This window comes from Xanthomonas arboricola pv. juglandis (assembly GCF_905367715.1).
GTDB classification, from domain to species: domain Bacteria; phylum Pseudomonadota; class Gammaproteobacteria; order Xanthomonadales; family Xanthomonadaceae; genus Xanthomonas; species Xanthomonas arboricola.
Map to the genome: position 1 here is coordinate 2,795,800 of NZ_HG999362.1, position 23,160 is coordinate 2,818,959.

At 65.7% G+C, this 23,160-nt stretch carries 22 protein-coding genes and 1 pseudogene; 11 read left to right on the plus strand and 12 right to left on the minus strand.

The window, feature by feature from the left end; translation table 11 throughout:
• Nucleotides 1-151 precede the first annotated feature (151 nt).
• Nucleotides 152-532, plus strand: coding sequence for a DUF3301 domain-containing protein (locus KHN93_RS12200; protein ID WP_164739484.1), 381 nt, complete (start codon nucleotides 152-154; stop codon nucleotides 530-532).
• A gap of 214 nt (nucleotides 533-746) precedes the next feature.
• Here the strand turns inward: KHN93_RS12200 and KHN93_RS12205 are convergent, their stop codons facing one another.
• The 7 genes from KHN93_RS12205 to KHN93_RS12235 form a co-directional block, all read right to left on the minus strand.
• Nucleotides 747-1,187 (minus strand): ClpXP protease specificity-enhancing factor, encoded by a 441-nt coding sequence (locus KHN93_RS12205; protein WP_016901612.1) that lies wholly within the window; start codon nucleotides 1,185-1,187, stop codon nucleotides 747-749.
• A 78-nt stretch (nucleotides 1,188-1,265) separates the two neighbouring features.
• Nucleotides 1,266-1,901, minus strand: coding sequence for a glutathione S-transferase N-terminal domain-containing protein (locus KHN93_RS12210; RefSeq protein ID WP_024939278.1), 636 nt, complete (start codon nucleotides 1,899-1,901; stop codon nucleotides 1,266-1,268).
• A 387-nt stretch (nucleotides 1,902-2,288) separates the two neighbouring features.
• Entirely contained in the window at nucleotides 2,289-3,047 is a 759-nt protein-coding gene (locus KHN93_RS12215) for a cytochrome c1 (protein WP_166773436.1), read from the minus strand.
• Nucleotides 3,040-4,299: a cytochrome b gene (locus tag KHN93_RS12220; protein WP_024939276.1), complete on the minus strand. Its 1,260-nt coding sequence runs from the start codon at nucleotides 4,297-4,299 to the stop codon at nucleotides 3,040-3,042. The genes KHN93_RS12215 and KHN93_RS12220 overlap by 8 nt, the downstream gene beginning before the upstream one ends.
• The gene (gene petA, locus KHN93_RS12225) at nucleotides 4,299-4,943 is read right to left on the minus strand and encodes a ubiquinol-cytochrome c reductase iron-sulfur subunit (protein WP_026064126.1); all 645 of its coding nucleotides are present in this window, start codon (nucleotides 4,941-4,943) and stop codon (nucleotides 4,299-4,301) included. The genes KHN93_RS12220 and petA overlap by 1 nt, the downstream gene beginning before the upstream one ends.
• Nucleotides 4,944-5,318: 375 nt before the next feature.
• On the minus strand, nucleotides 5,319-6,305 hold the full coding sequence (locus KHN93_RS12230; protein WP_211920211.1) for a lytic transglycosylase domain-containing protein: 987 nt from the start codon (nucleotides 6,303-6,305) through the stop codon (nucleotides 5,319-5,321).
• A gap of 49 nt (nucleotides 6,306-6,354) precedes the next feature.
• Nucleotides 6,355-7,323 carry a helix-turn-helix transcriptional regulator gene (locus KHN93_RS12235; RefSeq protein WP_102584747.1) on the minus strand — a complete coding sequence of 323 codons (969 nt, stop codon included), beginning with the start codon at nucleotides 7,321-7,323 and terminating at the stop codon, nucleotides 6,355-6,357.
• Between the two features lie 153 nt (nucleotides 7,324-7,476).
• Here KHN93_RS12235 and KHN93_RS12240 point away from each other — a divergent pair.
• From KHN93_RS12240 to KHN93_RS12280, 9 genes and pseudogenes are all read left to right on the plus strand, one after another.
• A pseudogene (locus KHN93_RS12240) lies at nucleotides 7,477-8,065 on the plus strand (glutathione S-transferase family protein).
• Nucleotides 8,066-8,103: 38 nt separating this feature from the next.
• Nucleotides 8,104-9,558 (plus strand): tRNA (N6-isopentenyl adenosine(37)-C2)-methylthiotransferase MiaB, encoded by a 1,455-nt coding sequence (gene miaB / locus KHN93_RS12245; protein WP_102581543.1) that lies wholly within the window; start codon nucleotides 8,104-8,106, stop codon nucleotides 9,556-9,558.
• Nucleotides 9,559-10,314: 756 nt separating this feature from the next.
• Nucleotides 10,315-11,304 (plus strand): PhoH family protein, encoded by a 990-nt coding sequence (locus tag KHN93_RS12250; protein WP_127159049.1) that lies wholly within the window; start codon nucleotides 10,315-10,317, stop codon nucleotides 11,302-11,304.
• Nucleotides 11,305-11,444: 140 nt separating this feature from the next.
• Nucleotides 11,445-11,855, plus strand: a complete 411-nt coding sequence (locus tag KHN93_RS12255; RefSeq protein WP_244812114.1) for a hypothetical protein — start codon at nucleotides 11,445-11,447, stop codon at nucleotides 11,853-11,855.
• Between the two features lie 24 nt (nucleotides 11,856-11,879).
• Nucleotides 11,880-12,365, plus strand: coding sequence for an rRNA maturation RNase YbeY (gene ybeY, locus KHN93_RS12260; protein ID WP_039512024.1), 486 nt, complete (start codon nucleotides 11,880-11,882; stop codon nucleotides 12,363-12,365).
• Nucleotides 12,365-12,883 (plus strand): hypothetical protein, encoded by a 519-nt coding sequence (locus tag KHN93_RS12265; RefSeq protein WP_211920215.1) that lies wholly within the window; start codon nucleotides 12,365-12,367, stop codon nucleotides 12,881-12,883. The genes ybeY and KHN93_RS12265 overlap by 1 nt, the downstream gene beginning before the upstream one ends.
• Before the next feature lie 97 nt (nucleotides 12,884-12,980).
• Nucleotides 12,981-13,859 (plus strand): CorC family transporter, encoded by an 879-nt coding sequence (locus KHN93_RS12270; RefSeq protein ID WP_024939270.1) that lies wholly within the window; start codon nucleotides 12,981-12,983, stop codon nucleotides 13,857-13,859.
• On the plus strand, nucleotides 13,856-15,127 hold the full coding sequence (locus tag KHN93_RS12275) for a lipoprotein N-acyltransferase Lnb domain-containing protein (protein ID WP_080960646.1): 1,272 nt from the start codon (nucleotides 13,856-13,858) through the stop codon (nucleotides 15,125-15,127). The genes KHN93_RS12270 and KHN93_RS12275 overlap by 4 nt, the downstream gene beginning before the upstream one ends.
• Nucleotides 15,128-15,141: 14 nt before the next feature.
• A complete protein-coding gene (locus KHN93_RS12280; protein WP_016901627.1) occupies nucleotides 15,142-16,143 on the plus strand; it encodes a magnesium and cobalt transport protein CorA in 1,002 nt (333 codons plus the stop codon).
• Between the two features lie 178 nt (nucleotides 16,144-16,321).
• Here the strand turns inward: KHN93_RS12280 and KHN93_RS12285 are convergent, their stop codons facing one another.
• Nucleotides 16,322-17,686: an NAD-dependent succinate-semialdehyde dehydrogenase gene (locus KHN93_RS12285; RefSeq protein ID WP_211920217.1), complete on the minus strand. Its 1,365-nt coding sequence runs from the start codon at nucleotides 17,684-17,686 to the stop codon at nucleotides 16,322-16,324.
• A gap of 271 nt (nucleotides 17,687-17,957) precedes the next feature.
• Between KHN93_RS12285 and KHN93_RS12290 the strand changes: the two genes are divergently transcribed.
• Nucleotides 17,958-18,380 (plus strand): hypothetical protein, encoded by a 423-nt coding sequence (locus KHN93_RS12290; RefSeq protein WP_211920219.1) that lies wholly within the window; start codon nucleotides 17,958-17,960, stop codon nucleotides 18,378-18,380.
• Nucleotides 18,381-18,536: 156 nt separating this feature from the next.
• Here KHN93_RS12290 and KHN93_RS12295 read toward each other — a convergent pair whose 3' ends face one another.
• The 4 genes from KHN93_RS12295 to KHN93_RS12310 form a co-directional block, all read right to left on the minus strand.
• Complete coding sequence (locus KHN93_RS12295) at nucleotides 18,537-19,385, minus strand: ABC transporter permease subunit (protein ID WP_211920221.1); 849 nt, start codon at nucleotides 19,383-19,385, stop codon at nucleotides 18,537-18,539.
• Nucleotides 19,382-20,290, minus strand: a complete 909-nt coding sequence (locus tag KHN93_RS12300; protein ID WP_211920223.1) for an ABC transporter permease subunit — start codon at nucleotides 20,288-20,290, stop codon at nucleotides 19,382-19,384. The genes KHN93_RS12295 and KHN93_RS12300 overlap by 4 nt, the downstream gene beginning before the upstream one ends.
• Nucleotides 20,287-21,417 carry an ABC transporter ATP-binding protein gene (locus KHN93_RS12305; RefSeq protein ID WP_211920226.1) on the minus strand — a complete coding sequence of 377 codons (1,131 nt, stop codon included), beginning with the start codon at nucleotides 21,415-21,417 and terminating at the stop codon, nucleotides 20,287-20,289. Before KHN93_RS12305 ends, KHN93_RS12300 begins: the two co-directional genes overlap by 4 nt.
• A 248-nt stretch (nucleotides 21,418-21,665) precedes the next feature.
• Complete coding sequence (locus KHN93_RS12310; RefSeq protein ID WP_166764475.1) at nucleotides 21,666-23,156, minus strand: efflux transporter outer membrane subunit; 1,491 nt, start codon at nucleotides 23,154-23,156, stop codon at nucleotides 21,666-21,668.
• Nucleotides 23,157-23,160: the final 4 nt, after the last annotated feature.

Here is a 23,160-nt window from a genome sequence, read left to right on the forward strand (position 1 = left end):
CTCCAGTTCGACCGGGCGCGATGCCGAGCATTCGCGCGACGTGACGACAGCCGTTGCTGGTGCAGCGAAGGGATGCCAGTACAAGCGGCGTATGCCGGCCGGCGCATCAGGTCACCAGCCATCAACGCAACGCTGCGGCCCGGCGCGATGATTGTCGATCGGGCGCAGGCCATGGCACATTGACGCCATGCCCAGCCTTATTCTCTTCATGATTGCCGGCGCCGCGCTGTACGCGTTCTGGAACTCCTCGCGTGCGGCGGCCGAACGTGCCGATATCCTCGGCCGCAATGCCTGCCGCGCCGCCGATGTGCAATGGCTGGACCAGAGCGTGCATTCCACCAACATCCGCATCTGCCGCAAGCCCAATGGCTGGCTGGGCTTCGAGCGGACGTTCCGGTTCGAGTATTCCTCCGATGGCATCGACCGTCATAGCGGCCGCCTGGTGCTGCGCGGCGACCAATTGATCGCCTTCACCGGACCGCAGGTGGCCACGGTGACGCCGCTGAGCCCGGACCATCAGCGCCTGAACTGACCGCGATTGGGTCGATGTATGCGTCTGCAGGCACCTGGCCTGCATGCAGCGCCGTACGACCGAAGATCCGTGTCGCTGCTGCCTATCCGCAACGCCGATGCACACATGCAACGGCGTGCTCTGGGTTTTGTTGGAAAAATGCGCGGGTGATGCAAACCGCACGCGTACATGGCGCAACAACGCACGAACGCGCGATGCGCGTCCGTGCGTGCAGTTACTTGACCACGCGCAGATGCGGACGCTTGCCCGCGCTCGGCGGCTCGTCCGGCGTGGGCGCGCTTGGCGGCGGTGCACCCGGATCCGGCGGCTCGGTACTGGTGCCGGGGATGTCGTCCGGCAAGGCCATGCCCTGCCCGGTCTCGCGTGCATACACCGCAAGGACCGCGGCCATCGGCACCATCACCGGATAACTGACGCCGCCAAAGCGCGCGGTGAACTGCACGCTTTCATTGTCGACCTGCAGCCCGACCACGGCGCGCTCGGCGATGTTCAGCACCACACGGCCGTCCTTGACGGCACTGGCAGGCACCTGCACACCGGGCAGCCCGGCGTCCACCAGGACGTGCGGGGTCATGCCGTTGTCGTTGATCCATTCGACCAAGGCCCGCAGCAGGTACGGGCGATGGCTGGTCATGCGGGGGAAATCTTCGCTCATGGCGTCATTTTACCCGCACACGGCCCGCAGCGGCGGCTGCACGATGGGGCGTCGGTCTGTTGGCATACAGCCGTCGCATCAGCCCGGCAGGTCGCGCAGTTTCTTTTCCTGATCGGTCAGGCTGCGGATGAAGCCGGGATTGCGGAAGATCCGGTTGCCGTAGTCTTCGATCGCCTTGCCGTCCTTGGGCAGGCCGATCTCCAACGCGTCCAGTCGCCAGATGATCGGCGCCATCGCGCAATCGGCCAGACTCATTTCCGGATTGAGGAAGAACTTGCTGGCCTTGAACAGCGGCACCGACGCGGTGAGCAGTTCCTTCAGGCGCTTGCGGCCGGCCTCGGCCTGGGTCTTGTTGCCGAGCTGGATGGCCTGTACCTGCGGCACCCAGTCGTGCTCGATCCGCAGCATCGCCAGACGCAGACGGGCGCGCGAGAGCGGATCGACCGGCATCAACGGCGGATGCGGGTAGCGCTCGTCCAGGTATTCGCTGACCACCGATGCCGCGTACAGCACCAGGTCGCGTTCGACCAGGGTCGGGACCGAATGGTAGGGATTGAGATCGATTAGATCTTCCGGGGGATTTTGCGGGTCGACCGGCACCAGATCGTAGGTCACCCCTTTCGCCGCCAGGACCAGACGGACCCGGTGGCACAACACGTCGTCGTTGGACGAAAACAAAGTCAAGGTATTCCGCATACGCACACTCGTCGCCATTCAAGGCTCTCCGACGACCGGAATCCGCCGGCCGCATCGGCGCGGCCGGCCCAACGCCGACCGTCACCACGGTCCTTCGAGTGTGCAATCACGTCACGCAAAAGCCAAGAGTGATAGGGCCGATTAATGCCCGGACAGGCCGCTTGTTGCGCCGAGATGCAGCTTCCGGTCACGTGTGCGCATGGCGACGGCGCGACTGCCGGTGCACGACACCGGATGCGGCAGAGGTGATTCGTCGTCAACCGACGCGTTGATTGCTTGCCGACCCTCACCGCAAGCCCTCTCCCGCGGCGAGAGGGGCTCAGCGGTCGGTTTGCTGCAGCCGTTGCATGGTCTGCGCAAGCATGGCCGATGCGCTCTGCAGCCGATGACCGGCCTGCAAACCGGTCAGTGCACGTCCTTCCAGTATTCCTTCTTCAGCAGGTAGGCAATGAAGGTGAGCAAGGCCAGGAACAGGATCACCCACACGCCCATGCTCTGCCGCTTCAGGGCCGCCGGTTCACCGGCGTATTCGAGGAAGTTGGCGATATCGCGCACGGTCTGATCAAACTCGACCGGCGTCTGTCGCCCTGGCTGACCGAGTTTGAGCGCCTGCACCGGCTTGTCGCCGGTCGCCTTGTCGGGCGGGCCGAACTGCGCCTGCTGCAGGCCCTGCAGCTCCCACAGCGGGTTGGGCATGGAGGCATTCGGAAACAGCTGGTTGTTCCAGCCCAGCGGGCGGGTCTGATCCAGGTAGAACGACTTGAGGTAGGTATAGACCCAGTCGGTGCCACGCACGCGGGCGATCAAGGTCAGATCCGGCGGCGCCTTGCCGAACCACTTGGTGGCCGCATCGTGCGGCATGGTGCCTTCGATGTGTTCGCCGATCTTGGCGCCGGTGAAGTTGAGGTTGGTCATGACCTCTTCCTCGCTCAGTCCCAGATCGCTGCCCATGCGCGAATAGCGCAGGTACTTCAGCGAGTGGCAGCCGGAGCAGTAGTTCATGAACAACTGCGCGCCACGCTGCAGCGAGGCACGGTCGCTCAGGTCGTTGCCGGCCTGCTGCACCTTCCCGCCTTCGGCTGCAACCGCCCCTGCGGCCAGGGTCAGCCCGCACAGCAGGGCGACCACACGCGACGTCCATGACCTCACGTTGGAATTAGTCATGGGTGGTCACCCGCTCCGGCACCGGCTTGGTCTTGTCCAGCCGCGTCCACACCGGCATGGTGATGAAGAAGGCAAAGTACAGGAAGGTCAGCACGCGCCCGACATAGGTTTCGTGTGCGTCGGTGCCAGGACCGGAGCCGATCACGCCCAGCCACACGAAGCACACCACCAGCACGCCGAGCGCGACCTTGGAGATCCAGCCGCGGTAGCGGATCGAGCGCACCTTGGCCCGATCCAGCCACGGCACCAGGAACAGGATCGCGATCGCCGAGAACATCACCAGCACACCACCGAGCTTGTTGGGGACCACGCGCAACATTGCGTAGTACGGCGTGTAGTACCAGACCGGCTTGATGTGCTCCGGGGTCACCAGGCGATTGGCCTCGGTGAAATTGTCGTGCTCCAGGAACAGGCCGCCGAACGCCGGCGCGAAGAAGATGATGAAGGCCGCGATCAGCAGCAAGAAGCCGACCCCGACCAGGTCCTTGACCGTGTAATACGGATGGAACGGGATGCCGTCGGCCGGCTTGTGCGCGTCCCAGCGGTTGCCCTTGGGCCCCTTCTTGATCTCCACGCCGTCGGGATTGTTGGAGCCCACTTCGTGCAGTGCGCCGATGTGCAGCACGATCAGCAGCAACAGCACCAGCGGCAGTGCGATCACGTGCAGCGCGAAGAAGCGGTTGAGCGTGGCATCGCCAGGCAGGTAGTCGCCCATGATCCATTCGGTCAGCCCGTTGCCGATCACCGGGATGGCACCGAACAGCGAGATGATCACCTTCGCGCCCCAGAACGACATCTGCCCCCACGGCAGCACGTAGCCCATGAAGGCTTCGGCCATCAGCACCAGGTAGATCAGCATGCCGAGAATCCACACCAGCTCGCGCGGCTTCTGGTAGCTGCCGTACATCAGCCCGCGGAACATGTGCAGATACACCACGATGAAGAACAGCGAGGCGCCGGTACTGTGCATGTAGCGGATCAGCCAGCCCCACTCCACGTCGCGCATGATGTATTCGATCGAGGCGAACGCATCGGCGGCGCTGGTCTTGTAGTGCATCGTCAGGAAGATGCCGGTGACGATCTGGTTAACCAACACCACGATGGCCAGCGAGCCGAAGTAGTACCAGAGGTTGAAGTTCTTCGGCGCGTAGTACTCGCTGACGTGCTTGCGGTACATGGGCATCAGCCCGGGCGCGCGTTCGTTGACCCAATCGAACACACCGTTGGCGGTACGGACCAGGATATTGCTCATCAGGCAGCCCCCGTGCTGTTGGCCGACGTACCGGCACCGTCGGGATCGACGCCGATCACCAGGGTGTTGTCGTCCACATAGTGGTGTGGGGGCACCAGCAGATTGATCGGTGCCGGCACGCCGTCGAAGACGCGGCCGGACATGTCGAAGCGCGACTTGTGGCAGGGGCAGAAGTAGCCGCCCTTCCACTGCGGGTCGTAGGGCTCGGGGCGGATCTCGGCGACCATTTCTGGCGAGCAGCCCAGATGCGTGCACAGCCCGACCAGCACCGAGATATCGGACTTGATCGAGCGGTACTCGGGGTTCTTCAGCACGTAGTCGGGCTGCTGGTCCTTGTTCTCGGACTTGGGATCCTTGAGCCGGTCATCCAGCGATGGCAGTGCGTCGAGCATCGCCTTGGAGCGCTTGACGATCCAGATGGGCTGACCGCGCCATTCCAGAACCAGCCGTTGCCCTTCCTGCAAGGCGCTGATGTCGGCGGTCACCGGGGCACCGGCCAACTTGGCACGTGCGCTGGGATTCCACGACTTCACGAACGGAACCGCGACAAATCCTGCTCCGACCGCACCGACCACGGCCGTTGTCGCGGTCAAGAACCGACGACGCCCGATATCAGCAGGTGCGTTAACCCCATCGTTGGCCATCCGGCTCTCCGATCTTGATTAGGTAGCGTGAGGCTGCCAACGGCTGGCGGGGGGTCCAGCCGCGATGAATCGACCGCAGTGTAGCGGAACGCTTAATGCACAGACAACGCAATGTACGCAGTCGAACCGGCGCAGTGCAAACACTGGATGCAGGCGCGCGTCGATCGCATCACGCGCCAGCCCTGCACAAGGCAGACAGCTGTGACCCAGTGCTGACAAAAAGACCGCGCCAGCTGCAGACATGCTGCGCGTTGGCTGCACTATCGCGCCGGTGCGATGGCGGCCTGCGCGGCCTGATGGCCGCATGACATCTGTCTCGGCTGGTGACGGTCAAAGCAGGCCGCAGCGCGCGCAGCTGCGTGCAAAGCACATGGCTCAGTTGGCCGCCGTGGTCTGCCCACGATAGCGTCCGGCCAGCACGCCGACGCGTTGGACGTAGCGCTGGGTCTCGCTGTAAGGCGGCACGCCGCCATAGCGATCCACCGCGCCCTCGCCGGCGTTGTAGCCGGCAGCGGCAAGCGTGAGATCGCCGTTGAAGCGCTTCAGCAACCACGAAAGATATTGCACGCCACCGCGAATATTTTGCGTTGCATCATAGGCATCGCTGACGCCGAAGCGGCGCGCGGTGCCGGGCATCAACTGCATCAGCCCCTGCGCGCCGGCCCGACTCAGTGCCAGCGGGTTGTAGGCCGACTCGGCGTGGATGATCGCGCGCACGATCGCTTCCTCGACCCCGAACTCGCGCGCGGCCGCGGTGATTTCCTGCTGATAGGCATTGGTGTTGAGCCGGATCGCACCGAAATTGACGCCGGGCTTGGCCGCGCAGGCGTAACAGGTTTCGATGAAGCTGTAATGGATGGTGCGCAGGCCTTCGATGCTGGCGACCTGACGCGGGCGCGCACTGGTGTAGTGACGCACGCCGTCCTTCATATACGAATAGACCTGCCCGCTGACCACCCGGCGCGGATTGACCGCGGCGGCGGGTGCCTGCACGACCGAGGTCTCCGCCACCGGCAGCGCGCGCGGCATCACCGCCGAGGCGACCTCGGCAGCGCGGCGTGGCGCCTGGCCAACCGGCTGACTGTTGATGGTGGCCGGCGCGCCGCTGTCAATCGAGGTACTGGCGCGCGCCGGGCCGCCGGCCATGCCCTGCGCCGGGCGAGCCATGGCCGGCGGCGCGCGGCGCGCGGATCGCTCCGGGGTGTAGCTGCTGATGACGCTGCAGGTCGCGCCGCTCTGGCGCTTGCTCAGGTAGCTGGTGATTCCGTCGCCGCTGACACACTTGTACAAGGTGCCGGCGCAGACCGGCGCTGCCGGCAACGTGACGAGTAACAGCCCCAGCAATCTTGACATCCCCTTCATGCGGCGGAGTGTCCCAGCTTGGCCCGGGCTTGCCAAGTGGCCGCCACGGTTATCCGGGCAGTGGCTCCAGCCGCGTCCGCAACGCGTTCAGCGCCTCGGCCAGGGGCACGCGCACGGCGTCCGGGCAGATCGCATCGAACGGCAGGTCGAGCAGCAGCAGGTTGGCCGCCAGCGCCGGCATGCTCGGCGCGCCCAGGCCCAGCCAGCAATGCGCCGGCCCATCGGCTTCCAGCGCGCCCAGCCAGGGCGGGATGCGCGCGGCGAGTACCTCCAGCGTGCCGTGCAGGCGTACCCGGGCCCGGCACGGGAACGGCGACTCGCCGATCGCCTTGCGCAGGAGTTGCAGTGGCTCCTCCGGCAGTGCGCGAGCGGCGAATTGCGCACCGGTCGTCGCGGCCCGGTCAATGCGGTCGGCGCGCAAGGTGCGCCAGTCCTGGCGCTCGCAGTCCCAGGCCAGCAGATACCAGCGCCGCCCGTAATTCACCAGCAGGGCCGGCTCGACGCAACGCGTGATCGGGGCACCGGAGTGGCGGCGATAGTCCAGCCGCAGCGTGACCCGGTCGCGGCAGGCGCTGGCCAGTTGCGCCAGCAGCGCCGCATCCACCAGGGCGCCCGCCTCCCCGGTGACCGGCAGACTGGCGGTGGCCGCGTGCGCGGCACTGACACGCTGGCCGCTGCGCCGCGGCAACAGCGGATCGAGCTTGCGCAGCACCCGCGCCGCCGCCGCATCCATGCCGCGTATCGCCGGAGCCGCTGCGCGCAGCGCGATCGCCACCGTCAGCGCCTCGTCCTCTTCGAACAACAGCGGCAGGGCGGCCGCACCCTGCCCCAGCCGATAGCCGCCACCGGCGCCGGGCACGGCATGCACCGGGTAACCCAGCTCGCGCAGGCGCTCGATCGCGCGCCGCACGCTGCGCGGATGCAGTTCCAGCCGCTCGGCCAGCGCCACGCCCGACCAACTGCGGCCGCCCTGCAGCAGCGCAAGCAGACGCAACAAGCGGGCAGCGGTCGAGGCCATTGCATTACCGTATTGCGGACGGAAACTGTCCGCAATAGCTGCGTAGATTGTGATGACACCTCGTCCCTGCCTTCCGCATCCACCAAGGAAACCGCAATGTCCGACCAGCGCCACATCACCCTGTTCCACAATCCCCGCTCGCGTTCGCGCGGCGTGCTGGTGCTGCTGGAAGAACTCGGCGCCAGTTACGACCTGCAGATCGTCAACCTGGAAAAAGGCGAGCAACTCGCGCCCGCGTACCTGGCGATCAACCCCATGGGCAAGATTCCGGCGATCCGGCATGGCGACAGCGTGGTCACCGAACAGGGCGCGATCTACCAGTATCTGGCCGAGCTGTATCCGGAAGCCGGTCTGTCGCCGGCGCCGGGCGATGCCGATCGCGGCGCCTACCTGCGCTGGCTGGCCTTCTACGGCTCGGCGTTCGAGCCGGCGATCATCGACCGCGCGATGAAGCGCGATGCGCCGCCGCGCTCGATCTCGCCCTACGCCGACTGCGCCACGGTGCTGCAGGTGATCGATGCGCAGCTGGCCAAGGGCGACTATCTATTGGGCCAGCGCTGCAGCGCAGCCGATGTGCTGTGGGGCGGCGCACTGGGCTGGATGGTCGATTTCGGCCTGATCGACCCACCTGCCAGCACCCGCGCCTACATCGCCCGCATGGCCGACAGGCCGGCGTTCGCGCGTGCCGAGGCCACCAACGCCAAGGCCTGACCAAGCGGACGGGCCCGGCGCAAGCGGGTAAACTGTGCGGCTATCTTCTACCCGCCTGGAATAAGCGCCATGCCCGGGACATCCGTTTCCGACCTGTCCGCGGCCACCGCCGTGGACGCACCCGCCCTGTTGCCGCTGCCGGTGGCCCGCCCGTCGGCGCCTGCCGTGGTGCGCGGCAAGCTCTACATCAAGACCCACGGGTGCCAGATGAACGAGTACGACTCGGCCAAGATGGCCGACGTGCTCGCCGCGTCCGAAGGCCTGGAGCTGACCGACAACCCCGAAGACGCCGACGTGGTGCTGGTCAACACCTGCTCCATCCGTGAGAAGGCGCAGGAAAAGGTGTTCAGCCAGCTGGGCCGCTGGAAGGCGCTGAAAGCCGGCGGCAAGCCGGTAATCATCGGCGTGGGCGGCTGCGTGGCCTCGCAGGAAGGCGAGGCCATCGTCAAGCGCGCGCCCTACGTGGATCTGGTGTTCGGCCCGCAGACCCTGCATCGCCTGCCGGAGCTGATCCGCGCACGGCGCGAATCGGGCAAGTCGCAGGTGGACATCAGCTTTCCGGAAATCGAGAAGTTCGATCGCCTGCCCGAGCCGCGCGCCGAGGGCCCGTCGGCGTTCGTGTCGATCATGGAAGGCTGCTCCAAGTACTGCTCGTTCTGCGTGGTGCCCTACACCCGTGGCGAAGAAGTCAGCCGGCCGTTCGAGGACGTGCTGGTGGAGGTGGCGCAACTGGCCGCGCAAGGCGTGCGCGAGATCAATCTGCTCGGCCAGAACGTCAATGCGTATCGCGGCGCGTACGGCGCCGATGCCGGCGACGCGGCGCAATACGCCGATCTGGGCTTGTTGATCCGCACCATCGCGCAGATCGAGGGCATCGGCCGTATCCGTTTCACCACCTCGCATCCGCTGGAATTTTCCGACTCACTGGTGGATGCGTACCGCGATGTGCCGCAGCTGGCCAATTACCTGCATCTGCCGGTGCAGGCCGGCAGCGACCGCATCCTGTCGGCGATGAAGCGTGGCTATACCGCGCTGGAATTCAAGTCCAAGATCCGCAAGCTGCGCGCGGTGCGTCCGGATATTTCGATCAGCTCGGACTTCATCGTCGGTTTTCCCGGCGAGACCGAAGCGGATTTCGAAAAGACCATGAAGCTGATCGAGGACGTGGGCTTCGACCAGAGTTTCTCGTTCGTGTATTCGCGGCGTCCCGGCACGCCGGCCTCGGACCTGCAGGACGACACGCCGGAAGCGGTCAAACAGGCACGGCTTGCGCGTTTGCAGGCGCAGATCAACACGCACGCCACGCGCATTTCGCAGTCCATGGTCGGCAGCGTGCAACGGGTACTGGTGGAAGGCCCGTCGCGGCGCGATCCGAACGAATTGACCGGCAAGAGCGAGAACATGCGCCCGGTGAATTTCCCCGGTAACCCGCGCCTGATCGGGCAGTTCGTCGATGTGCTGATCACCGAGGCGATGAGCAATTCGCTGCGCGGTCTTATCCAGGTGGACGACAGCGAAAGCTGATGCCGCATAGGTGCCGGGGCGCGGGGCGCCACGGCATGCATCGCGTCGTGCTGACTGGAAGGTACGCGCTGGTTGGTCACTGGTCTCGTATCCAGCGGCCGGACACGCGATGCTGCGTCTGCCTGCTATCGTTGTTGCGTTGCTTTGCGTAGCTGCGTGCGTGCAACACGCTGGCAATTGCGTTGAGGTCACGCGCGTCCTGCCTCGCACCTCGATCGTCGGCAAGCACGCAGCTGATTGCTTGCCGCACTGCATTCGCCGATCGGCGCTCCAGCATCTGCGCGCTACTAAGCCGTGGTTGGTCTAGGTCAACAACAGCGCGCACTGCTCGCATACGCCGGGCATGGTCGTGATCGCGCACAACAACGACACCGACCTCCCTGGTCACACGGCACACAAGGTAAGTGATCAAAATTTCACCACCTGTCTGCAACACCTTGCGGCATAAGGCATGCGAGCACTTACCCACAGGCTTTGCCGGATTCGATCCACACCGCTTGTGGACAACCGCCATCGTAGTGGTGATTTTTTCGCCACGCCCCTGCCGGACCTTGTGCGAGTAGGCGCCACGATTTTTATCCACAGGTTAGTGATGCGTGACTCCACAGCGATTGTGGAAAACCCGCGCACACCACCGGGGACCGGCCATGACCATGCGCTTGCGGCAGCCGGGCGTGTTGGTGGGATCACGCGCTGCGCGCTACCCTCGTCTGCCGCCCAACCGACCAGCGCATGCGTGCGCGGTCCGATCCGATCATGAATTCACCTGCACATCGCGACTTCACCCTGGAACCCGACGACACCGAGCGCCTGGCCAACCTGGCCGGCCCGTTCGACGCGCACCTGCGCCAGATCGAGCTCAAGCTCGGCGTGGAGATCGCCAACCGCGGCAACGTCTTCCGCGTCACCGGCCCGGAGCCGGCGATCACCGCCGCGCAGACGCTGCTGACCGCCCTGTACGATGAAGCCGCCTCCACCACCTTCGACAACCACGCCATCCACCTGCGCTTGAACGATGCCAACGTCGAGCAGGTGGTCGATCGTTCCTACGTGGCCCAGGACGTGGCGATCAAGGTCAAACGCGGCACCGTGCGTGGCCGCGGTGCCAACCAGGCCAAGTACCTGCATGCGATCGCCACGCACGACATCAATTTCGGCATCGGCCCCGCCGGTACCGGCAAGACCTTCCTGGCCGTGGCCAGCGCGGTCGAGGCGCTGAACGAGTCGCGCGTACAGCGGCTGATCCTGGTGCGCCCGGCGGTGGAAGCCGGCGAGAAGCTGGGCTTCCTGCCCGGCGATCTCAGCCAGAAGGTGGACCCGTATCTGCGCCCGCTCTACGACGCGCTCTACGAAATGCTGGGCGTGGAAAAAGTGGTCAAGCTGCTGGAAAAGAACGTCATCGAGATCGCGCCGCTGGCCTATATGCGCGGCCGCACGCTCAACGATGCCTACGTGATCCTGGACGAGGCACAGAACACCACCATCGAGCAGATGAAGATGTTCCTGACCCGGCTGGGCTTCGGCTCCACTGCGGTGGTCACCGGCGACCTGACCCAGATCGACCTGCCCAAGCACGTTAAGTCTGGCCTGCGCGACGCGATCGAGGTGCTGCGCGATGTGGACGGCGCCAGCTTCACCTTCTTCGAAGCGCGCGACGTGGTGCGCCACCCGCTGGTGCAGCGCATCGTCACGGCCTATGAAAAGCGCGATCAGCAGGACGCTGCGATCAAGAACAACGCTGAGTGAGGCTATTCCTTGCCAGCTTGACGTTGGCAAGCGGATTGGTCGCGGCGGCATCGCTCGGGGCCACCGAAGCGCCGCTGCCTCCGGGAATCCCGATCGCAGATCGCGATGTGATCACGGCGACACATGTGGCGCCCCCCTGTGTGTCGCTGGCCGCCGAACAAACCAGCATCAGCATCCCAACAGCGCACTTGGAGAGGCTGGCGGAACAGGGGCGCGGCGATATGCCGGCAGGGAACGATCGGGTACGACTCAGTGCTTGGCAGCAAGGTCGCAGCGCGCGCTGGCTGCTCGATCTACCGGGAACGGTCACGGATGCACGCGGCTGCGAAAGCTCACCGATCCAGCACGCGCATCGCTCAAGCCAGTCGCTGGTCGGCGGACTCCTGGAAAGCGGTATCGCTGCGGTCTGGCTGCATGACCAGCCAGGATTCGTTTCAAGCTTGCGGGTGCGGGATTACAATCTGGGCTGCGGGCGCGGCCCGATCGGCAGTTCGAGCTACCGCGTGGCCAACGGGCCTGTGGTGATACTACTGATCACCTGCACGCGCTGACCCTCTGCCCAGGAAACTCTCGCCATGACCCGTGGACCTGTCCGCCTCGACGTCGCTGTCAGTTATGCGCTGCCGCGCGCCGGTCTGCCATCGGCGGTGAGTTTTCGCAAGTGGGTGGCCGCTGCACTGAAGGGACGCATCCGCGAGGCCGACCTGGCGGTGCGGATTGTCGACGAGAAGGAAGGCTGCTCGCTCAACCATCATTACCGGGGCAAGGATTACGCCACCAATGTGCTGAGCTTTCCGGCCGATTTACCCGAAGGACTGCCCAAGGGCATCAAGATGCCGCTGCTCGGCGATCTGGTGATCTGCGCGCCGGTGGTGGCGCGCGAGGCGGCCGAACAAGGCAAGTCGCTGGCCGCGCATTACGCCCATCTGACCGTGCACGGCACGCTGCATCTGCTCGGCTGGGACCACGAAGACGACAAGGAAGCCGATGCGATGGAGCAACTCGAACGCGAGATCCTGGCCGATCTCGGCATCGACGACCCGTACGCGGGAGAGCGCTGATGCGGGCCTGCCTCGCCACCGCGTTGCTGTTGCTGGCCTGCTCCAGTGCCTGGGCGCAGGCCGCGCCGGCACGCCCCGACCTGCCGGCCCTGATCGAATGCCGCCAGCGCATCGGCGACTTCAACGCGCTGGCACCGGTGCTGGCCGACCCGCTCAAGGCGGTGGCGCTGGGCTGGACGCCGCTGGACCAGGCCAACCTGTTCATGACCGAGTACACGCTCAACACGCCGATCAGCGTGTTCGGCCACAGCACCACCCACATCGCGTTCTCCGGGGCCAGCGTCATGGCGCTGCTGGACCTGCCCGACCCGCGCCCGCTGGCCAAACAGCTGAACCTGGAACTGGGCGTGGATAACGCCGACAAGGTCATGTACGGCCGCGAGCTGGTCAGCGAAGACACCACCAACCCCAAGACCGGCGAGGCGATGATCGAATCGGTCGTGCTCAGCGTCTCCAACGTGAAGTCGCATCCGGGCAAGACCGTAGTCGGCTGCGGCTACAGCCTGGACCTGCCCTGAAGCGTAGCGCCCGCCCCACCCCGTCCACAGCGCCTTAGCGGCTTCCTGTTAGACTGACGGCTATCGCCTGGTATGCCGGGTGCCGTCCCACGTCACGATGTCCGAAGACGACAGTAGCCAATCCCAAGAAACACCCGAAAAACGCCGTAGCTGGCTCGAGCGCCTGAGCGCTGCCTTCTCTGGCGAACCCCATACCCGCGACGAACTGGTCGCGCTGCTGCGGACCGCCGAACAGGACGGTCTCATCGCTGCAGACACCTTGCGCATGATGGAAGGCGCAATCTCCGTGTCCGAGCTCACCGTGGGCGATGTGATGATCTCGCGCTCGCAGATGGTCTCGCTGCCGGTGGAGGCGCGCTTCATCGACCTGATGAAGCAGGTGGTGGAATCAGGCCATTCGCGCTTCCCGGTGCACGGCGAGAACAAGGACGAAGTGCTCGGCATCCTGCTGGCCAAGGACTTGTTGCGCGGCGTGGTCGCCGACAACGGCCCCGGCAACGTGCGCGAACTGCTGCGCCCGGCGGTGCTGATCCCCGAGTCCAAGAAGCTCAACGTGCTGCTGAAGGAGTTCCGGCTGTCGCGCAACCACATGGCGATCGTGGTGGACGAGTACGGCGGCGTCGCCGGGCTGGTCACCATCGAAGACGTGTTGGAGCAGATCGTCGGCCAGATCGACGACGAGCACGACGATGCCGAAGACGAGAATTCTCTGATCGCGATCCAGGCCGACGGCCGCTATGTGGTCGATGCGCTGACGCCGATCGAAGACTTCAACGAGCGCTTTGGTGCCGACTTCCCCGACGACGAGTACGACACCGTCGGCGGCCTGGTTACCGATGCGATCGGCCACCTGCCGGAAACCGGCGAAGAGCTGACGCTGGGGCGCTTTGCCTTCCGTGTGGCCAAGGCCGATGCGCGGCGCGTGCACGCCTTCCACGTGACCATTCTGCCGCCAGACCCGCAGGACGACGCTTGAACCGTTGGTATCGCGTGACTGCTGCAGCGCCAGGCCGCGGCAGCATCCGGCGCCGGGCGGCAGCGTGTGTGCTGCTGTTGCTGGCGTGGTTGGTGGCACCTGCCGCCATGGCCCAGGCCACCGAGCCGCCGCCTGCCCAGCCCAATGTGCCGGCACCGCGGGTCGGCGTGGTCACCATGCAGCCGGGCGAAGTGTTCTTCGAGCGCTTCGGCCACGATGCCATCGTGGTGGTCGATCCCGTCACCGGGCAGGCCACCTCGTACAACTTCGGCTTCTTCGACCCCGGCGAGCCGGATTTCGTCCCGCGCTTTGCGCGCGGCGAGATGATGTATTACCTGGTCGCGTTGCCGCTGGAAGAAGACCTGCAGCAATACCGTGCGGTCGGCCGCGGCGTCAGCATCCAATGGCTGGACCTGCCACCGGACCAGGCGCGCGCGTTGGCTGACGGGCTGGCCATCCGCAGCCAGCCCGAGAACGCGCGCTACCACTACGATTACTTCGTGGCCAACTGCGCCACCATGGTCCGCGACACGCTGGACCGGGCCATGGGTGGCGCTTTGAAATCGCAACTGGCCGGGCGCTCGCGCGGCAACACCTTCCGCAGCGAAGCGGTGCGCCTGGCCTCCCCTGCCCCGTGGATGTGGCTGGGCTTCGACCTGGGCCTGGGGCCGTATGCGGACCGCCCGCTGTCGCGCTGGGAAGAAGCCTTCGTGCCGATGCGCCTGGCCGACAGCCTGACCCAGGTGCACAACGGCGCCGGCCGCCCGTTGGTGCAGTCCACCCAGGTCCTGCTGCCGCATCGCATCGCACCGGAGCCGGCCGAACAGCAGCGCCACTGGTGGCCATGGCTGCTGACCGGGCTGATCGTCGCTGCCGGCGTGCTGGCACTCGGTCGCCGGCAACGCGTGCTGGCCGCCCTGGCCATGCCGTACTGGCTGCTGTGCGCGATCGGCGGCGGCTTGCTGGTATATCTGTGGGGCTTCACCGCGCATCAGTCGGCCTGGGCCAATCGCAACCTGTTGCTGGTCAACCCGCTGTGCGTGCTGCTGTTGATCGGCGGCATCGCCGTGCTGCGCGGGCGCCGGCCCGGGCGCTGGTTCGATGTGCTGCGCTGGGTGGTCGCCGCCGCGGCACTGCTGGCGCTGCTGATCCACTGGCTGTCGTTCCAGGCGCAGGACAACCTGCAGTGGGTGCTGCTGCTGTTGCCGATCCATGCCGCGCTCGCCATCGCGTTGCGGCGGCGTGACTTGTCCGTCCGCACGCGCTGATCCAGGATGCGCCCATGAACCACCACGGCCGCCATCCGGACAACCCCTCCTGCGTCATCACCTGCGCCTATTACGACGGCCAGGGCGAGCGCCACGACATCAGCCTGGAGCAGATCAGCGACGTGCTGCAGCGCCCGGATGGCTTTGTCTGGGTCGGCCTGTACGAGCCGCAGGAATCGGTGCTGCACAAGCTACAGGATGAGTTCGGCCTGCACGATCTGGCCATCGAGGATGCGCTCAAGGCGCACCAACGGCCCAAGGCCGAGAGCTACGGCAACTCCTTGTTCGTGGTGGTCAACACCGCACAACTGGTCAACGAGCGCATCCGCTACGGCGAGACGCACGCGTTTCTGGGCGCGCGCTTTCTGTTGACGGTGCGCCATGGCGCATCGCTGTCGTACACGCCGGTGCGGCACCGGGTCGAACGCGAACCGGCGATGCTGCGCATGGGCGCCTCGTTCTGCCTGTATGGCGTGCTCGACTTCGTGGTCGACAACTACCTTCCGATCATGGACGAGTTCCGCGACACGCTGGAAGGCCTGGAAAAGGACATCTTCGCCGACAACTACAAGCGCGAAACCGTGGTGCGCCTGTACGAGCTCAAGCGCGAACTCAACAAGATGCGGTTGGTCGTGGCGCCATTGCAGGACGTGCTCTCGCACCTCAAGCGCAACCCTGGCTCGCTGATCCACGACGAGGTCGGCATCTATCTGCGCGACGTGCTCGACCATGCCGTGCGCATCAACGACGCTATCGACACCTTGCGCGAAATGCTGGGTACCGCGCTGAGCGTCAACCTGTCGATGGTGACCCTGGCCCAGGGCGAAACCGTCAAGCGCCTGGGCGCCTGGGCCGCCCTGCTGGCCGCGCCCACCCTGATCACCAGCTGGTACGGCATGAATTTCACCCACATGCCCGAACTGGACAAACCTTACGCCTACCCGCTGCTGGTAGCCGGCGTGGTCGCCTCGTGCCTGGTGTTGTATCGCCTGTTCAAGCGAGCGCGGTGGCTTTAGGCCGCTTTGCGGCTGGGATTTGGGAGTGGGGAGTGGGGATTGGTTGGAGCTGGACGCGTGACTGTGGCGCGCGTGTTGCATTTACCCCCATCTGCCCTTTGGGCACCTTCTCCCGAGGGGGAAAAGGAAGGCTGCCTGCTTTTACGAATCCCCAATCCCGAATCCCCAATCCCCGAACTCAAGCCACATAGATCGTCTTGATGTTCATGAACTCGTGGATGCCGTGCTCGGCCAACTCGCGGCCGAAGCCCGAGCGCTTGATGCCACCGAACGGTAGCCGCACGTCGCTCTTGACCACCGAATTGACGAACGCCGCACCGCACTGCAATTGCTGCGCGACGCGCTCGCCGCGCTTGGCATCAGAGGTCCACACACTGCCGCCCAGGCCGAAGCTGGTGTCGTTGGCCACGCGTACCGCCTCGGCTTCATCCCGCACGCGAATGACCGACGCGACCGGGCCGAAAAACTCCTCCTCGTAGGCCGGCATGCCCGGGGCGACATGATCAAGGATGGTGGCCGGATAGCCTGCATGCGAACCGCGTACCGGTTCGCCGCCCAGCAGCACCTTGGCGCCCTTTTCCACGCTGTGTTGCACCTGCTTGTGCAGCTCGTCGCGCAGATCCGCGCGGGCCATGGGCGCCAGTGTGGTGCCCTCCTGCTGCGGGTCGCCGAGCACGCGCTGGGAGGCGGCGGCAACGAAGCGTTCAATGAACTGATCGGCGATGGCGTCCACCACGATGAAGCGCTTGGCGGCGATGCAGGTCTGCCCGCTGTTGTCGAACCGCGACTGCACGGCGGAGGCGACGGTGTGCTCCAGGTCGGCGTCTTCCAGCACCACGAACGCATCGCTGCCGCCGAGTTCCATCACGCACTTCTTCAACTGATCGCCCGCATTTGCAGCCAGCGAACGTCCGGCGCGCTCGCTGCCGGTCAGCGTCACTGCGGCAATGCGATCGTCACGCAACACGTCTGCAGCCTGGTCATTGTCGATATGCAGCACATCGAACACGCCGGGCGGAATACCGGCGGCATCCAGCACCTCCTTCATCGCATCGGCGCAGCGCGGCACATTGCTGGCGTGCTTGAGCAGCGCGACATTGCCGGCCATCAGACCCGGGGCGAGGAAACGGAACGCCTGCCACAACGGAAAATTCCACGGCATCACCGCAAACACGCAGCCCAGTGGCTCGTAGCGCACATAGCTGGACTGCGCCTCGGTCGGGATATCGCGCGGTGCCAGGTAGTCAGCTGCATGTTCGGCGTAATAGGCGCAGCCCTGCGCGCACTTGTCCACCTCGGCCAGCGCCTCGTGGCGCAGCTTGCCCATTTCGGCAGTCATGATGCGCTGCAGGTCGTCGCGCCGCCGGGTCAGCTCTTCGCCGACCCTGCGCAGCAATGCGCCGCGCTCGGCCAACGGCAGCGCCGCCCATTGCGGAAATGCCTTGGCGGAAGCAGCCAGACGCGCCTCGATGGCGGCGGCGTCCAGGGTGTGCTGGGTATGTTCGACCTGGCCATTGGCCGGGTTGACGGTGTCGTAGGACATGACGGTCTCCTGTTACAGGCCCGCCATGCTAGTCGCCGGCAAGTTGCAGCCGCGTCACAACCGCAGCAAATCGCTGCAACGCTGTGTTTACCCACGCCGCGACGCAATGCCGCACCCTGCATCGCACGGCTCGCGGATCACTGGCAACCGGAACAACGCTCCCAGCCACGCGAACGAAAGCGGCCCTACCCTGTCCCGACCGTCCCACCGCACAAAAATGCTCTAGCATTCGGCACTTGGCAGCTTTATCCATTCACGGAAGACCACCACGATGCGCAGGGATCTGATTGTTATAGTTGTACTTGGCATCGGCGCCTGCCTGCCGGGATGCGCCGTCCTGCAGGACATGCTGCACGGCCCGCGACCCGGCCCGAACGGATTTGTCACAGTGAGCTGCAATAACACGCTGCCCAATCCCAGCCAACCCTGCGAGGAAGAGGCACTGCGTGCCTGCTCGGACACTGCCATCCGCCAATTCGTCACCGCGCACTCGTCGCCGAACATGGTCACGATCTATCCGAGCAAGCAGAAATCCAAGGACGACGGCGACCAGAACGGCAAGAACAGGGACAAGGATCGCGCCGACGAACAACCCAGAGTCGAGCAACAGGGCTACGACATCAGCGCCGAGTATCAGTGCTACCTGACCAAGCCGCAGCCCTGGGATAGCGGGTACACGCCTCCGGCCAGGTAACAGCGGCCCAACCAACTGCCGTGCCCGGCGTCCGCTAGCCGCCGCAGGCGTCCGCAATCGGCTTGCAGCCATCGTGGATGTCGGTGGCGTCGGCGTTCGCAGCCGTCTGGCCGCCGCTTGTTGCGATGCATTCGCCACCCCCATGTTGGTGCCTGCTCAGGAAGCAGCTTGCAGCGCCAGTTGCGCATCGCGCTGACGACGTTTTTCGCCGCGCGCCAGCAGCCACCAGCCGATCACTGCGGCGATCGACACCGCCAGCACCATCAGCGTGGCAAGTGCGTTGATCTTGGGGCTGATGCCCAGCCGCACCGACGCAAACACCTTGATCGGCAAGGTGGTCGAACTGGGCCCCGCCAGAAAGCTGGCGATCACCACATCGTCCAGCGACAGCGTAAAGGCAAGCAGCCAACCCGATGCGAGTGCCGGGGCAATGATCGGCAAGGTGATCAGGAAGAACACCTTCAGCGGCGTCGCGCCCAGATCCATCGCCGCCTCTTCCAGCGAGCGATCCAGTTCCTGCAGGCGCGAGGAAATCACCACCGTCACGAACGAGACGGTGAAGGTGACATGCGCCGCCCAGATCGCCACCGCGCCGCGCGGTGCGATCCCGAGGACACCGCCCATCGAGACCAGCAACAACAGGATCGACAGGCCGATGATCACTTCCGGCATCACCAGCGGTGCGGTGATCAATGCACCGAACAGGGTCTTGCCGGGAAAACGCCGCATGCGCACCATTGCCAGCGCCGCCATCGTCCCCAGCACCGTCGATGCACAGGCGGTCCAGAACGCGACTTGCAGACTGACCCAGGCCGCCTCCAGCAACTGCCGATCGCGCAGCAATTCGCCGTACCAACGCGTGGAAAAGCCGCCCCACACCATCGCCAGCCGCGAGGCGTTAAACGAGTAGACCATCAGCAACAGGATCGGCAGATACAGAAAGCCGAACCCCAGCGCGAGCACGCCAGCGCCCAGCAGGCGCGTGCCGGGAGAGGCGCGCATCATGTCAGCCGCCCTTCCAGCTCACGCTGCTGATAACGGTGGAACAGCACGATCGGCACCAGCAACAGCAGCAACATCACCGTGGCCACCGCAGCGGCCACCGGCCAGTCGCGATTATTGAAGAACTCGCCCCACAGCACGCGGCCGATCATCAAGGTGTCCGGCCCGCCCAGCATTTCCGGAATCACGAACTCGCCCACCGCCGGGATCATCACCAGCATGCAGCCGGCCACGATCCCGTTGCGCGACAGCGGCAAGGTGATGCGCACGAAGGCCTGCCACGGCCGTGCGCCCAAGTCGTAGGCGGCTTCGAGCAATCGCTGGTTGTGCTTGACCAGATTGGCGTACAACGGCAGCACCATGAACGGCAGATAGCAGTACACGATGCCGATGTAGGCGGCCAGCGGCGTGTACAGCAACTGCAAGGGCTGCCGGATCACCCCCAGCGCCAGCAGCGCCTGATTGAGCAGGCCGTTGCCGTCGAGGATGCCGATCCAGGCGTAGACGCGGATCAGGAACGAGGTCCATGACGGCAGCACCACCAGCATCATCGCCATATTGCGCGTGGCCAGCGGCAGACGCGCAATGACATAGGCCATCGGGTAGCCGATCAACAGCGCAAACACGGTCGACAGTGCGGCGATCCTGATCGAACTCGCATACGCCGCCAGGTACTGGCTGTCGCGCAGCATGACCAGATAATTGCCCAGATGCAGCTTGAGGCTCAGCGCCCCATCGGCCGCAACGGCAAACAACGGCGTGTACGGCGGCATCGCGGTGGCGCGCTCGGCGAAGGAGATCTTCAGCACGATCAGGAACGGGATGGCGAAGAACACCAGCAGCCACAGATACGGTGCGGCGATCACGCCCCAGCGCGCGCCCGGCAATGCGCGGATCAGGCGCCTCATGCGGTGAGCACCACGCCGTCGTCCTCGCCCCAGCTCAGCCAGACGGCGTCGCCCCAGGTCAGCGCTTCGCTGGCCCAACGCTGACGGTTGGCGAAGTTGGCCATCAGCTTGAAACCGCCGGGCAGGCGCACGTGATAGACCGAATGGCTACCGAAATAGCCGATGTCCTCGATCACGCCCTGCGCCTTGTTGCAAGCCTGGGCCGGTTCGTCCTTGCCGATGACCAGTTTTTCCGGGCGCAGCGCGAACGCCACCGCCTGCCCTTCGAAACCGGTGATGCCGTGGCCAATCCGGATATTGGCGTCGAAGGCCGACGCCTTCAGGCCGACGTAATCCGGTTTGTCCTCGACGATCACCGCGTCGATCAAATTGACCGAGCCGATGAATTCAGCAGCGAACCGGTTGGCCGGTTGCTCGTAGATTTCGTCCGGGGTGCCGACCTGCTGGATCCAGCCCTGGTCCATCAACGCGATGCGGGTGGCCATGCTCATGGCCTCTTCCTGATCATGGGTGACCATGACGCAGGTGACGCCGGAGGTCTCGATGATGTTGACCAGCTCCAGCTGCATCTGCGCGCGCAGCTTCTTGTCCAGTGCGCCCATCGGTTCGTCCAGCAGCAGCAGCTTGGGCCGCTTGGCCAGCGAGCGCGCCAGCGCCACGCGTTGCTGCTGCCCGCCGGACAATTGATGCGGCTTGCGCCTGGCCAGGCTGCCAAGCTGCACCAGCTCCAGCATCTCGCCCACGCGCGCCGCGATCGCCGGCTTGGACAGCGCTTCCTGCTTCAGTCCAAAGGCGATGTTCTGCTCCACGCTCATGTGCGGGAACAGCGCATACGACTGGAACATCATGTTGATCGGCCGCTCGTACGGCGGCAACGCGTCGATCGGCTGGCCATCGAGCACGATGCGGCCTTTGGTCGGCCGCTCGAAGCCGGCCAGGCAGCGCAGCAGGGTGGACTTGCCGCTGCCCGAGCCGCCCAGCAGCGCGAAGATCTCGCCCTTGCGGATCTGCAGGCTGACCTCGTCGACCGCCACGACGCCATCGAACTCCTTGCGGACCTCGCTGATGCTCAGATAGGCGTTCTCGCCAGGGGAAAGCGGCGCCGCTGCGGCCTCGGTAACTGCCATGAACCCTCTCGATTGCGAAGCGTGGCCCGGCAACGACTGTGCACCTCAGGACGCGGGCGCCGCCAGTGCTTGGTGCGACATCGGTACTCTTCCGTTTGCGCCCAGGCGTCTTGTCTGCAGCGAGCCAACGACGACTTGCTACATCGGGTGACCGCCTGCCGGCGCGGGCGCTGCAGCAGCGCAGCGTGTGCGCCAGAGCGACACCCTACCGCGAACGGAGCGCCGACGCCCGCCGCAACGGGCATCAATCAGCGTGGCTCCGGCACCGGCGCGCTCCAGCCCAGACCCAGGCTCTTCTGCAGCGCGACGTAGTTCACCAGCAACTGCACCTGTGCCTGTGCGGCGGCGTCCTGCGCGGACAGCTGCTGGCGCTGCACGTCGAGCAGATCGATCGACGAGGTGGCACCGGCATCGCGCCGTTGCTGCATCAAGCCGGCCGAACGCGTGGCCGAGGCTTCGGCCTGCCGCGCCACCACCAGCTGCTTGCGTGCCGAGCCGAAGCGCGCCAATGCCGAATTGGCATCCTGCAACGCAGCCAGCACCGCGCCCTCGTACGCCGCCTCGCGGCCGGCGTTGCCGGCACGTGCCTGCTCCACCTGTGCCTTGGTGCGGCCGAAGTCGAAGATCGACCAGCGCAGCATCGGCACCGCCAGCGTGGTCAAGGCGTCGGAATTGAAATCGCTGGGCGAGCCAGCGACCCAGCTCAGGCCGCCCAGCAGGCTCACCTGCGGAAAATACCCGTTCAAGGCCTCGCCGATCTGCGCGCTGGAGGCAGCCAGTTCGCGCTCGGCCTTGCGCACGTCGGGGCGGCGACGGATCAGGGCCCCGGCATCGTCCACGCGCACCTGCGTGGGCAGCATCGGCAACGGCTGCGGCGCGCTCAACTGCGCGTCCAGCGCGCCGGGCTCGCGCCCCACCATCAGCGCCAGCTGGTCCAGCGCTTCCTGCGACTGCATCTCCAGCGGCAGGCGCTGCGCCTGTTGCTGCTGCACTTGCGTGGCGATCTGTTCGACCTGCAGGTCCGACGCAGCGCCACGCTCGCGGCGCTGCTGGGTCAGGCGCAGGGTCTGCCCGATCTTGTCCAGGTTTGCATCGGCGATCGCCAGCCGCGCCTGCAAGCCGCGGTAGTTGAGGTATACCTGCCCCACTTCGGCTGCCAGCTGCACCTGCGCATCGGCCAGCTCGGCTTCCGAGGCCTGCGCCTGTGCCAGCGCGCCTTCGGCGGCGCGACGGCGGCGGCCGAAGAAATCCAGCTCCCAGCTGGCATCGAAACCGGCGCTGTAGATCTGGGTCTTTTCAAGATCCAGCGCCTCGCTGCCCTGTGCCGGTGGCTGGCCGTTCTGGCCATTCTGCAAGCCGCCCAAGGTATCGACGATGGTCTGCGGCGGCTCGGCATACGCATACACCGCGCTGGCGTTGAGCTTGGGCAGGCGCTCGGCACGGCGCTGGCTGGCCAGTGCGCGGTTGGCGCGCAGCCGCGCCTGCGCCGCACGCAGGTTGGGGCTGTCGGCCAGGGCCTGGGTGACCAGCTGGGTGAGCGTCGGGTCCTGCAGCTCCTCCCACCAATGATTCAACGGCGCGGCAGCGACCACGTCGGCGCCAGCGGCGCGATGCAGGGCCGGCGCCTGCACCGCCGTGTCGGCCACCGCCGGGGGCTTGGTGTAGTTGGGGCCAAGCATGCAGCCGCCGAGCAAAACCACGCTCAACGCCGCCGCCAGGGGCATGCGGATCAGGCGCATGGAA